Source organism: Paraburkholderia sp. J8-2 (assembly GCF_905220195.1).
GTDB lineage: Bacteria > Pseudomonadota > Gammaproteobacteria > Burkholderiales > Burkholderiaceae > Paraburkholderia.
In genome coordinates this window covers 90,936-101,780 of the sequence record NZ_CAJMZA010000027.1, presented here as the reverse complement: position 1 = coordinate 101,780, position 10,845 = coordinate 90,936, and the positions used below count along the sequence as shown (strand labels likewise).

The following is a 10,845-nucleotide window of genomic DNA, read 5'->3' as shown; positions in this document are numbered from 1 at the left end:
TGGCACCGTGACGTCCGCCAGATGCCGTGCCCGCTCCACGCCAGGCGCGCCCGCCGGGTGCAGCGGGAACGCGACGAAAGCGAGGCCACGCACGCCGTCGAGCGGGGAGATGGCTTGAGCCTGGGAGGTCATGCGGCCGCCGAACGACCTGCCGCCCGCGAAGAGTGGCAGGGCTGGCAGCCGCCGGCGGGCCTCTGCGACGGCCGCCTGCACGGCAGCATGTGCCACGGCCGACGAGTCCACCCGCTTGGAGCCCCGCTCCATGTACGGAAACTGGTAGCGTAATGTGGCGACATTGGCCGCCGCAAGCGCGTCGGCCAATGACGACATGCCGGCATGCTGCATGCCCGCCCCGGCGCCGTGCGCGAAGACATACAGGGCTCGCCCGTCCTCCGGCACTCGCAGGAGCGCAGAGACCTTAGTGCCGTCGGGCAGTGTCAGGGAAAGCGATTCTGGGTCGTCCATCGTATTCAGGTCGTGTCGTTGTGGCCATTGCGCCGATTCTGCATCAATGAGGCATCTGGGAGCGTTTGTGGCGGCGTCCGGCAAGGCATTGCGCACGCGGAGTTTGCCGGCCGATCCATGGAGCGCGCGCCCGCTCGAACGGCGGCTAGGGGTCGAACTGGGACGGACGACCAGACTACGGCTTCAAGGGAGATTGTCCTGGCGGAACCAGAGCCCTGTTGAACTGGCTCGCCTGTCTGCTTGTCACTCATGTGAGCCGTGTTGCGCATACACGGCATCCGTCCTTATCTGCCTCATTCCAGCAAGATAATCAGGGTTCCTCTAGATATGCAGCGCAGCGCACATGGAGCCGTTGTACGACAGGTGAACGGTAGTCCAGAAACCAGCCGGTTCGTAGATTGAAGAGTCTGTGCAAATCCGCATCGTCTTTCGGGAAGGGTACCTCGCTTTCCTGCCTGGCGATCACCCGAGACGCCTCCACGAGCCTTGCCCGCTCCAGCCAGTCACATTCTGCGCCGTTCGAGGCCAGCCAGATCTGTGCCGATTCGATCAGATGATCGGTGCGCAGCCACTCGCCCTCGCGGGCGAATGCAAAGAGCTGGCCGACCACAAGGAAGCACAGCAACTCGGTGCGTGCTTCGTCATCCAGAGGTCTCGCCACTTCCGTTCCGCCATGTAGGTCGCCCGCAGGGCCGTTTGTCGGGCTGGCTTCTCCTGATGCCGCAGCCGTACGGCCAGATCACTTTACCGCACCGATTGGCGGATCGCATGGGGACAGTTCATCGCCACCCGCACGATTTCCCGTAAAGACTCGCCAGTTAAGGCTACTCGTACCGATGAGGCCACCCCTGAACATCCACCAGGAGATGAGTTTGGCAAAATTTGCCAAAGCCTGATAGACTGGTTTACATGAGCACGATGAACATCTCCCTCCCCGATTCGCTGAAGGAATATGTCGACGAGCAGGTCGGCGAGCGCGGCTACGGCACGAGCAGCGAATACGTCCGCGAACTAATCCGCAAGGACCAGGATCGCAAGCGCCTGCGGACAATGATCCTGCAGGGAGCGACTTCGGGCCTCGCAGATCCGGCCGACGCCGACTACTTCGAATCGCTGCGCGCCCGCGTACGTACTTCGCGCAAATGACGGCCAAGCCCGTCATCCCGACCCGGCTGGCCAGGCAGGACGTAGAAGACGAGCTGACACATTACCTCGTTGACGAAGGCTCGGAACAGGCAGCGCTTGGGTTCATTGCGGAAATCGAGCAGGCATACGCGCATCTCGCCAAACACCCCAACATCGGCTCACTCCGTTACTCGTACGAACTGGACATACCGGGCCTGCGCTCATGGTCTCTCGATCGCTACCCGCATCTGATCTTTTACATTGAGCGCAAGGATCACGTCGAGGTCTGGCGCGTACTCAACGGCAAGCGTGATATTCCAGCCTGGCTGTTGAGCGATGACAGCGAGTTCCATTGACACCATCTGCACGGCACAAGGCCCGCGAGAAGCCATCTGGCTCGCGGGCTTCTTCATTTTCCGACCATGGGGCTCGCCCATTTGACGGCCGCGCCCCTTCTGCGCGCTTACGCCGAAGCCGCCTTTCGTTACACAGGTAGGGGGCTACCAGTCTTTTTTCCAGTCTCCTGCGATCCGGCCCGCGTCACCTGCGACGTTCAGCGTCGGGACCCGGCACGGGGATAGTCCACTCAGCCACCACTTCCCCCGCTTCGGGTTCGCGCTCTCGCCTCAGCTCCAGGATGCGACCGTGAGCGACAACCACTTTCAGGTCGAGTCTCACGCCTTTCCGGAAGTGGAACAAATAAGCCGTGAAGGAGGCTGTGTTGCTGGCAAAGTAACCGTCACTCAGAAACTCTCGACGCGCGACAAGTCCATCGCTTGTCACCCAGTAATCGGCCATGGCGCAATCGAGCGACTTTGTCTGCCAGTCCTTTCTCGGCAGGTCTTCGAGGAACGGCTCGAAATCCTGAGAAAACTCGAATGTATCGTTCATCCTCGAGCGCGGCTTCGCTGGTGTTAGCGTCGAGCAAGGGTAACATGGCCTCCCCAGTCTCCGGGCTGGCACTGCAAAACTGGTTAGGGCCGCTTCCGCGCCACAGTTTGCTCGTCGCGGGACTGTGCGGCACGGGACCGCACAAAAATGGTGACGGAGACCGGGCTTTCGCGTGTGGCGAGGGCGGAATCCGCAATGCGTTGATGTTTCTGCGACTCTTCTCAAGTGCCTTCCCTGCTCCATTTCAGAATCAGTCTTCGCAGCGCGTCCTGCAGGCTTCGCTAAGACTCCCGCTTGCAGGGTAGATCGTGATTGCCGCGCGGCAATCATACGGTGCCACCATCAAGGGCTAGAACGACGAATGCCTGCACCGGGCCCGGGCCTCTGAAAGCCGGACCCTGTGCTGTCCGTGGACCTGCTGATTGGCAGGTGTCATCCCGGCGTGGTAAAAAGTCGTCCCTTGCGGGTGATCGCCTCCATGCGATGCGTATTCTCGCGATTTCAGGTTTCAACATCGACAGGATTCAAAAATGGCAACTGGCACTGTGAAATGGTTCAACGATGCGAAAGGCTTTGGCTTCATCACCCCGGATGACGGCGGCGAAGACCTGTTTGCCCACTTTTCCGAAATCAAGACGGAAGGCTTCAAGTCGCTGCAGGAAAACCAGAAAGTAAGCTTCGATGTCAAGATGGGGCCGAAGGGCAAGCAGGCTGCAAATATCAAGCCAGCCTGACCGGCGCGCGTCGCATCCCGATGTGTGGCCCGCTCTGCGGGCCAGTTTTTCTTGCGCCCTGTGCATCAGTCTCTGATGCGGCGATGGGCATCCGGCACATGTCCGCGCCATGCTGTTTGAGCGTCAACAGTAGTTTTGTGCGAAACACGATGTCCTGGTGCGCCCTCCTCGCGACATCGATCGATTCTCCGGATAATCGTTGACGAAGCGCAAGCGTTTCGCCACAGGCGTGAAGACGCAGGGCGAAGCGCGCGTTTGCGGTAGCGTTGATGTCGCACTTTCGGCCACGCTGCCCGGATCCATCATCGCCTGGCAAAACAGCGGATATCCTCTGAAGGAAGACGGTTGGACTCCGCGGCAGCAATAACACTGTCCTCGACGAATCGACTTCCCCGACCAGAAGCACTACGATCAAAAACATGCCGGCCGCCATGGCAGGTGCTTGCCGCAAGATAATTTGCTGATGATTCGCACCCACCGTGCCAGACTGCCCACCGATGTGGTGGCCCATAGTGCCTCGCGACGCATGCGTAGTGAACCCGCGCGGTCCCGTGCATGATCGCGGTGACCGTGACGCAGTCCGCCGCGTAGATTGTTTGAATCAGGCGAGGAGGCAAGTGCCGGAAATGCGTGGCGCTATCCTCGGTGGGTGCCCGTCGATGCCACCACCCAGTGGATCGATGCCGGGAGCCGTGCTTTCAGGGGAATCGCCATGACGACGACTGAGTCACTTCTGACGTTGGCCGAGTATCTCGAGCTGTCCCTGAACTCCGGCGGAAGTGTGATCATGATGCAGAAATGCAATGACGTCTGTGCCATGTACGTTGGCGATGCAAGGAGAGATCAGGATCGCCTGAGATATCACGGGAACATTGCTGCAACCCAGGCCGAAGAGATTCTTGAGCAAACCCACGCTGGACGAAACCGGCTGGAGATCGGCGGACAGCTATACCGTTTCATCCGGAGCTTCAAACATTTTGAGGACCGCGGCGCGGTCGTTTTCGCGCCGTCGTGACACCGGAAGCACGACAATATCGGGAAACTTGAATTTGACGTTTCCGGGTATGTTGTCCATTCCCAAATACTGAAATCCCCATCAAGGACTTGTCGGGCGAAGTCCGTTGCGCTCGAACAGGATCGAGTGATCGAGTTGCCGGTCGACGGCGGCCAGCGTGATGAGCAGGTCAGTAACGCCCCCGCTCCATTCGCCGAAGCGCCGATTCCGGTGAAACCAGAATGCCGCGCCTTGCCTTGAAAGGGTTATCGGCTTGCCGTCGGCACCGTTGACCAGTGCGCCGGTTTCATCGCGGATCCATGAATGGTTACCTGAAATTCCTGCGGAACTTCATTCGTTATCCTCTACATTTCATATCCACTCTCGGGGAACGGGTACTTCAAGGAGCCCGCCAGCCTCACCCGGGCGTACATTTACGGCTCATGGAGCGAATGACGCATCAAATACCAACATCGCCGCGTCTATAATAAATACCTGCCGGACACCAACGATCGCATGGAGCCCTACTTTATGAATCAAGCCCGCGGGCGATATGCGGGATCCCGCGACAGCGGCCAACGCCAACCTCGCCACGAAAAGAAATCTCAGCCCAACCGGCCGAAACAATCGTATGTGAAGGCGCCTGCGCAGGACTCCGCCCAGACCGCCTCCATTTTCAAGACACGGTCGTTCCAGTTTCTGGTCGATACGGTAGGCGCAGAGAATATTGCCATCGCACTTGAATCCAGCATGACGCGCGTGGCCGAACTGTTGAAGGGCGAGAGGTTCACACCCGAGACCGCCTTTCATTTGGAAACTACGCTCGGGTTGCCGCATGGCTTTTTTGACCAGCCCAATCCTGGGCTCACAGCCGAGACCATCGCCCGGCTGAAGTCGCCACTCGACTTGATTCAAGCCGACGACGGACCAGACGCGGCGTCCGAAGCACTTGCGCCGGCTTCTGCCCTGAGCGTCGACCCGCAACCATCTCCTAAAAACAGTTTGTCCGAGGAAGCACAAATGCCCAGGAAAGCAACTGGCGGTACGCCCAGAGCCGTCAAGAATAATCCGGGCGTAGCGGCCGGAGCCCAGACGCAGCGAAAATCTTCGCGTGCAAAAGACAGAACGTCTCCTGAAACGACCCGGCAGCAATCGCTGGCTCTGAACGATGGCGCCGACGTAGAGAACATCCGACGCGCCAACCTTCACGTTCTCACGCGTCGCAACGGATCGAAAGCAAGGCTTGGCGTGGTCATGGACCTGAGTGGGTCCAACATGGCCCACCGGCTGCATGGCAAGAAGCGCCTCGATGCTGTCGAAGCAAACCGGTTCACGGAGCGGCTTGGATTGCCAGCTGGCTGGCTGGACACCCCGCGCTCTGAAGCCGATATACCTGCGTCGGTGTCGCGTATGCTTGCCCCTGCGTCCCGCGGACGCGTCTCCGCCAGGCAGCACGAGTCGGTTGTGCCCGCAACAAAGGATGCCATGCCGGCGAAGGCCACCGGTGCGAAGGCGCGTGGACGGCGCGCGCGGGCGGCCGATCCACAAAACCCCTCACCGGTTTCGACGGATGTGGCGGGCGAGCAGGAGACGATCCTTGCCAGCGCGCAAGATCCTGTCAATGGTTTTCCCGACGACGTTACCGATCGCCTGCCTGAAGAAAATGGTGACGGGGCCCCGCCAGCTACAGCGTCAGCACCTGAGTCGTTTGCCGCGTCCGAAGTACCGCAGCGAAACCCGGCAGCCCTCCCCTTCGCTTCCGCGACGAGCCTGGACAATCTTCACGGTATCGAGCCGATAGCGGAAGCATTGCTCAAGACGCTGGCAGGCAAGGCACGCACGGGTCGCCTCGACGAACTGAAAGCGCTGGAACTGCTGCAGCAGGCGATCCTGCTTTGAGCCAGTGGTGGCGTACCAGGTCCCTCGCGCCGAGACGCATATAGCGCATCGAGGTACCTGGATTCCTCCGCGCCCATGACTTCGCCACGTCAGGTCGGCTTGCCACCGACCTCCATCGCCGTGTTGGCCGGAGAGGGCGATCATCTGACGGGCAGGGGATAACTGTCGGAGGCTGGATTCTTCCGCATAACTTCCCCTAGACTACTGACGAGACTGCGCCGCGCTGGCCCCGGTGCGGCGATCGCCTGCCAGTCAATGAAGTCTGGAAGCCTGGCGACGGCGGGCAGTTGCCAGAAGCGGATTATCGTCGGCTTCGGCGTCGCGCTCTGGTGCACTGCCATCGGCAATGACAACGTGGACGTCCTGCGCAAAGGCATCTTCGAAACAGCTGCGCGCACGTGCAACACATTCGGATGTCGGCGCATCGCCTGCACTCGCGGCGGCCTGCGCGGTCGCTTTTGCGGCCAGGCCAAACGCGGCGACGATCTCTTCCCAGGTCAGTCCGGTCGCCATCGCTTCCTGCACGAGCTTGCCCGCGACAACACCGATTTTTGCCCTCAGTTCATCATCCATTGCTTCAACTCCAGCGATCCTTCGCGCCGCGCCTGCGCGACATCGTTCCACAATTGTCTTCGCCTTTCAGGCGAGAGCGGCACGGCCGACGACGTCCTGCCACGCCATCTCGACCGCACAGTCACCGGACGTAACCGTACCGTGCGCCTTTACCGTCACGACGTCTACGCCATGGCTCCCTCATCGCAGTATGCGGACGTTACCGCGGGATAGCGTGATCGCACGATTGCGCGAGCCGCATCTTTGGCCTCACGGCCGGGTCGATAGCCTAGCTCGAACATGGTTTCCATCCTATGCCTTCTGGAGCACGAAATTCGCGGCCGCGTATCGTGCGTTGCAGTTCCAGACCTCCTGCCCGTCGCGGTAGAAGGTTGCCCAGCCGTCCTTGATGGTCGTCTGCGCTTTCGGAGATACCTGGCTGTGCCCATTTGCTGCAGCAGAGAAGGGATTGTTTTCCTTGCAGATCGCCCAGTATTCGCCGCTCTCAGGCACGTCAGTTCTGGAGACTTCCATTTCGTGACCCCTCCAGTTGACGGTCACATCTGCCGATATATCGCCGGGCCACCGATCACGCCGACTGCGACTATCGTACCGCGACCATAGTTGCGAGGCTCATGCCGAACCTCGTAGCCATCCTCATCGCGCCTCAGGCGGGCGATATGCGCTTCGACGGTTGCGTCCTGATCACGCACAGCCGCAAGATCACGCATCACCAGGTCCCCTGGCAACGACCGCAAACACTCCAGCAACGTAGACATCCTGCTTTTCCTTCCTCAGAACCTGATCGTATCGAACGGGACATCGATCCCGTGGTGTTGAAGCACAGCGTCGCGAAACACCTGCCATTCACCTTCTCCAGCTCGCTCATGCGTGCAGTGCAGGCACTGATCCGCACCGGCGAGCTGTTCAGTCACGGTTCGATGCACGTCGATCCCGAAGCGTTTGCTGAATCGCCCCACGCACGAGCCATCGTGCGCGGTCACCCAATCGGTATCGCCCAGCGAGGACACGTCAATGGAGTAAGGTTGCGTCACGCCCATTTCCTGTTAATCCGGCGTCAATTGTGTGTCAGGTCAGCATTGTCCTGTTTCTCGCAGGAGCGCACGGTCAGCCCCAGCGGCCGGACAAGCGCCACCACTTCGGCAGGCGTGTCACAACTGTCGACCCGGAAGTCAGTTCCGGCAACCGCGATTGCGCAGGGAGGAACGTCATCGCCCCATTCGTTCTGGCGATAGATCACAGCCTCCGGGCTACACGAGAGGTAATGTGCCATCTCGCTCCTGCATTCCGGATACACCTTCGCAACATGTGCGCATTGTGCAGCTGACATCGTTTTCATCTTCTCTCCCCACTGCCGCGTCGCCAGCATCACTCCTGGCATGACTCGCCTTCGAAAGCAACGCGTGCTGCATGACGAATTTTGCAATGCACAGGCAGACAAAAAAGGCACGTGGCTCTACGCACGCTTTTCGTGCAAGCACGCCACGCCAGCAATGTTGCTGGCTACGTGTACGCAATATGCAGGGCTTTTCGGACCTTCGCGAACGCTGCGCTACCCGCCAACGCCATGGATGGCTTACGCTGGGTCAGTGCGATACTCCCACCTCTGTCGAAAAGCACGACGGCCAGGTTGGGAGCCATCATTCTCGACACGTAGAGTATGCCGTCCACGTCAGCCGGATGCGTGTAGATCGCCCGTGACCAGCGCATCGGAATGCTGTAATTCGCCGTGCCAAACAGCCCGGCGTGTGCGCCAAGCACGTTCATGCCCGGGCCCGTCAGATCGGCAAGCGTCAGATCCATCCCCTCGAACATATGGATAAAGCGCCGCTTCACTTCATCGGCTGCGACCTGGTATCGGGTCCCAACCGGCTCGAGGTCATGCAGCAGGGACTCTGCGACAGCCGTGGCCAGATCCAGGCCGAAATAAGTGGTCCCGTATTCCCTTTTGGGATCGTCAAAGCGGTGGCTCGCGGTGTGTCCAAAATGCGGTTCGCTTGAGTCATAACTTGAGATCCTGACCAGCCGTCTGGCTTTCACTGTGACGACCGGCAACGCAAACGTGCTGAAATTCTTCGCAGGGTTCCTGAGGGCACGAGCAGCCAAATGCTATTCCTCCGCGTAGCCCGCTGCGGCCCGCAGGACCATCGACAGGTTGACCTTCCCGACCTGATCAATGCTGTTGCGACCGCCCTGCCTGCGCCCGGGCGGCTTGCCACCGATCACCTCCAGCGGGGTGAGGCCGCCGAGTGAGCGCCGCGGGTTCGTGAAAAACGCCCATTTACTGGCACCAGGCAGCTCTTTCAGCTCCCTCGAGACGCGCGCAACCGTGCGGCGGTCAAGGCTCTCATCCACAAAAAAGGCCGGGTAATAGCTCACCCCGTTGGGACCATCCACCGTGAAGAGGGAACCGGTCTTCAGCCGCTGGTGGATTGCCTGCCGCGTCACACCTGCGCGGCCCATGAACTCCGCAGGCTCCAGCAGTTTGCCTTCCCTTGCGAGCTTCGCGCGGGCGGTCATCGCTTCTGCAAACATTTCCGCTTCGGCAGAGGACGCACTGGCACGCCGCCCCGCCCTGGCGTCCACGACGGTACGGGCGCGCGGTGCGGGAGCACGGCGGCTGTGGCCCGCTCCTGGCGCCCTCGAAGGCGCGACTTCACCCGCAGCGTCGGCTACGGCTGTCAGCGCATCGTCGAATCCCTGTGCGAACAGCGCGATTGACTGCGCGAATCGCTGCTGCTTTTTAGCGGGAAGCTGACCGATGTCGGCCTGCATTGAAGTCGCGACGACCTTGCGGATCGCTTCCGGGGTGCGCGCGCCGGTGCGATCCAGCACCTTCGCAGCACGCACAAGCAGCCGCGAAAACTCTGACGCCTGAATGGTTGCCGTAGACATGTGCCTTCTCCAGGGGAACGATTAAGCCTATCCCGAATATGGAGACATCGTCAAGCTTGTCAAGGAAGTAAAGGAAGTGAATTTCACCTGTCAACCCACTGGCTGGCTGCCGTGGCCACGCAAACTGCTCCAACCCTTATAAGTCGCCCCCTGCTGGACGCCATTTTTTGCCGCCGGCAGGCGTTGGTGGAGAGGAGGCGCAATTGACAGTTAGTTGCACCGTTCGCTTATGACTTGCTAATCTGCCTGCCCGGAACATCCCCTGCCCGGGAGGCTTTGGCGCGCGGTATACGGTCTTCCTCGGGCGCCCCGCGTTCGTGAGTACACCCTCGGCGCAGCGACCTGTGAGGAGATGAGAAAGATGGAGGATCGCAGTAACTGGTACACACGTAGGCCTCGTACGCCCCCCACCAAGCTCGCAATCCCGACCATGCAAACTTAATTCCGGCGCTCCCACTTGATTCTGCGCTGACGAACTCAATATGGCACGCAAGATCCAGATCAACCGGCTACCGGACATGCCCAACAAGAAGAACTCTCGATCGACGCGTCGGCCAGTTGCCGGAGCGCACTCAAAGTCGCTCTTTCTCCCGATGCCCCGAAACGAATCATCAGACCTCGCGCTGCGTGCGCGGATCGCACTCGAGCGTCTACGCAAGGGTGAAGCGGACCGCGCCCTGATCAATCTCGTCTCGCAGGTTGTCATCATCGCGAGCTTCATCACCCGGGCGGGCCACGGGCAGCTCGATATCGCGGAGATTGAACACGTTGAGCGTGGCCTCGCAGAGGTACTCAGCGAGGCCGGTCGCACCGGTGTATGGAACGTGCCCGAATCGCTTGTCGCGGAACTCTGCGCTGTGATCAACGAGTACGACCGCCAGCTCTGCGTGACCCGAATGGAGATCGTCGTCCGGGCGAGCGATCACCTTGGAAAGCTTGTTGATCTGGCCGCGCGTGACTCGCGCACCCACGACAGTCATCTCCAGGTCATACAGTAGCCACACAGTGCATCACGCGCCGGAAGCAATGATCGGCCAGCGCGACATGCGCCAGGCTCGCCGGCGAGTGAAGACGCATAAGGTCAGAGTCGCACGCAAAAGGCACACGGTTCGCTCTCGCCATCCAAAGGTAACCAGACACCATAGGTGGAGACCAAACCATGGCGTACGTCGCGAAGGAAAGCCATTTTCGACGGGCGCGCACCAATGTTGCTTGCGAAAGCGCGCAAGCGCTCACAACAGACAAATCAGCGACACTCAACCGAACGAA

Annotated in this window: 15 protein-coding genes; 7 read left to right on the top strand and 8 right to left on the bottom strand. The window is 60.4% G+C overall.

Annotation, left to right across the window (positions count from 1 at the left end):
• Both U5A52_RS34425 and U5A52_RS34420 read right to left on the bottom strand, forming a co-directional pair.
• The coding region (locus U5A52_RS34425; RefSeq protein ID WP_321938427.1) for an alpha/beta family hydrolase at positions 1 to 465 on the bottom strand (465 nt) is incomplete at its 3' end.
• Positions 466 to 775: 310 nt separating this feature from the next.
• The gene (locus U5A52_RS34420; RefSeq protein ID WP_321938425.1) at positions 776 to 1,126 is read right to left on the bottom strand and encodes a hypothetical protein; all 351 of its coding nucleotides are present in this window, start codon (positions 1,124 to 1,126) and stop codon (positions 776 to 778) included.
• Positions 1,127 to 1,374: 248 nt separating this feature from the next.
• Here U5A52_RS34420 and U5A52_RS34415 point away from each other — a divergent pair, with 248 nt between their 5' ends.
• Both U5A52_RS34415 and U5A52_RS34410 read left to right on the top strand, forming a co-directional pair.
• Positions 1,375 to 1,611, top strand: a complete 237-nt coding sequence (locus U5A52_RS34415) for a type II toxin-antitoxin system ParD family antitoxin (RefSeq protein WP_201698493.1) — start codon at positions 1,375 to 1,377, stop codon at positions 1,609 to 1,611.
• Positions 1,608 to 1,946, top strand: coding sequence for a type II toxin-antitoxin system RelE/ParE family toxin (locus tag U5A52_RS34410; protein ID WP_321938423.1), 339 nt, complete (start codon positions 1,608 to 1,610; stop codon positions 1,944 to 1,946). The genes U5A52_RS34415 and U5A52_RS34410 overlap by 4 nt, the downstream gene beginning before the upstream one ends.
• 184 nt (positions 1,947 to 2,130) lie before the next feature.
• Here U5A52_RS34410 and U5A52_RS34405 read toward each other — a convergent pair whose 3' ends face one another.
• A complete protein-coding gene (locus U5A52_RS34405; RefSeq protein WP_321938421.1) occupies positions 2,131 to 2,481 on the bottom strand; it encodes a hypothetical protein in 351 nt (116 codons plus the stop codon).
• Between the two features lie 530 nt (positions 2,482 to 3,011).
• Between U5A52_RS34405 and U5A52_RS34400 the strand changes: the two genes are divergently transcribed.
• Positions 3,012 to 3,215, top strand: a complete 204-nt coding sequence (locus U5A52_RS34400) for a cold-shock protein (protein ID WP_042293433.1) — start codon at positions 3,012 to 3,014, stop codon at positions 3,213 to 3,215.
• Here U5A52_RS34400 and U5A52_RS34395 read toward each other — a convergent pair.
• Positions 3,202 to 3,726 carry a hypothetical protein gene (locus U5A52_RS34395; protein WP_321938419.1) on the bottom strand — a complete coding sequence of 175 codons (525 nt, stop codon included), beginning with the start codon at positions 3,724 to 3,726 and terminating at the stop codon, positions 3,202 to 3,204. The genes U5A52_RS34400 and U5A52_RS34395 overlap by 14 nt on opposite strands.
• Before the next feature lie 201 nt (positions 3,727 to 3,927).
• On the opposite strand from U5A52_RS34395, the gene U5A52_RS34390 reads away from it, so the two are divergent.
• Both U5A52_RS34390 and U5A52_RS34385 read left to right on the top strand, forming a co-directional pair.
• Complete coding sequence (locus tag U5A52_RS34390) at positions 3,928 to 4,230, top strand: hypothetical protein (protein ID WP_175198068.1); 303 nt, start codon at positions 3,928 to 3,930, stop codon at positions 4,228 to 4,230.
• Between the two features lie 510 nt (positions 4,231 to 4,740).
• Positions 4,741 to 6,108 (top strand): hypothetical protein, encoded by a 1,368-nt coding sequence (locus U5A52_RS34385; RefSeq protein ID WP_321938416.1) that lies wholly within the window; start codon positions 4,741 to 4,743, stop codon positions 6,106 to 6,108.
• A 252-nt stretch (positions 6,109 to 6,360) separates the two neighbouring features.
• On the opposite strand, the gene U5A52_RS34380 is transcribed toward U5A52_RS34385, so the two are convergent.
• Together U5A52_RS34380 and U5A52_RS34375 are read right to left on the bottom strand one after the other, a co-directional pair.
• On the bottom strand, positions 6,361 to 6,681 hold the full coding sequence (locus tag U5A52_RS34380; RefSeq protein ID WP_321938414.1) for a hypothetical protein: 321 nt from the start codon (positions 6,679 to 6,681) through the stop codon (positions 6,361 to 6,363).
• A gap of 291 nt (positions 6,682 to 6,972) precedes the next feature.
• Positions 6,973 to 7,194, bottom strand: coding sequence for a hypothetical protein (locus U5A52_RS34375; RefSeq protein ID WP_321938412.1), 222 nt, complete (start codon positions 7,192 to 7,194; stop codon positions 6,973 to 6,975).
• A gap of 101 nt (positions 7,195 to 7,295) precedes the next feature.
• On the opposite strand from U5A52_RS34375, the gene U5A52_RS34370 reads away from it, so the two are divergent.
• Positions 7,296 to 7,916 carry a hypothetical protein gene (locus U5A52_RS34370; RefSeq protein WP_321938410.1) on the top strand — a complete coding sequence of 207 codons (621 nt, stop codon included), beginning with the start codon at positions 7,296 to 7,298 and terminating at the stop codon, positions 7,914 to 7,916.
• Positions 7,917 to 8,184: 268 nt separating this feature from the next.
• Here the strand turns inward: U5A52_RS34370 and U5A52_RS34365 are convergent, their stop codons facing one another.
• Positions 8,185 to 8,787 (bottom strand): RES family NAD+ phosphorylase, encoded by a 603-nt coding sequence (locus U5A52_RS34365; protein ID WP_321938408.1) that lies wholly within the window; start codon positions 8,785 to 8,787, stop codon positions 8,185 to 8,187.
• Between the two features lie 3 nt (positions 8,788 to 8,790).
• Positions 8,791 to 9,576: a hypothetical protein gene (locus U5A52_RS34360; RefSeq protein WP_321938406.1), complete on the bottom strand. Its 786-nt coding sequence runs from the start codon at positions 9,574 to 9,576 to the stop codon at positions 8,791 to 8,793.
• 482 nt (positions 9,577 to 10,058) lie between these two features.
• On the opposite strand from U5A52_RS34360, the gene U5A52_RS34355 reads away from it, so the two are divergent.
• The gene (locus U5A52_RS34355) at positions 10,059 to 10,574 is read left to right on the top strand and encodes a hypothetical protein (RefSeq protein WP_321938404.1); all 516 of its coding nucleotides are present in this window, start codon (positions 10,059 to 10,061) and stop codon (positions 10,572 to 10,574) included.
• The last annotated feature ends 271 nt before the right edge of the window (positions 10,575 to 10,845 follow it).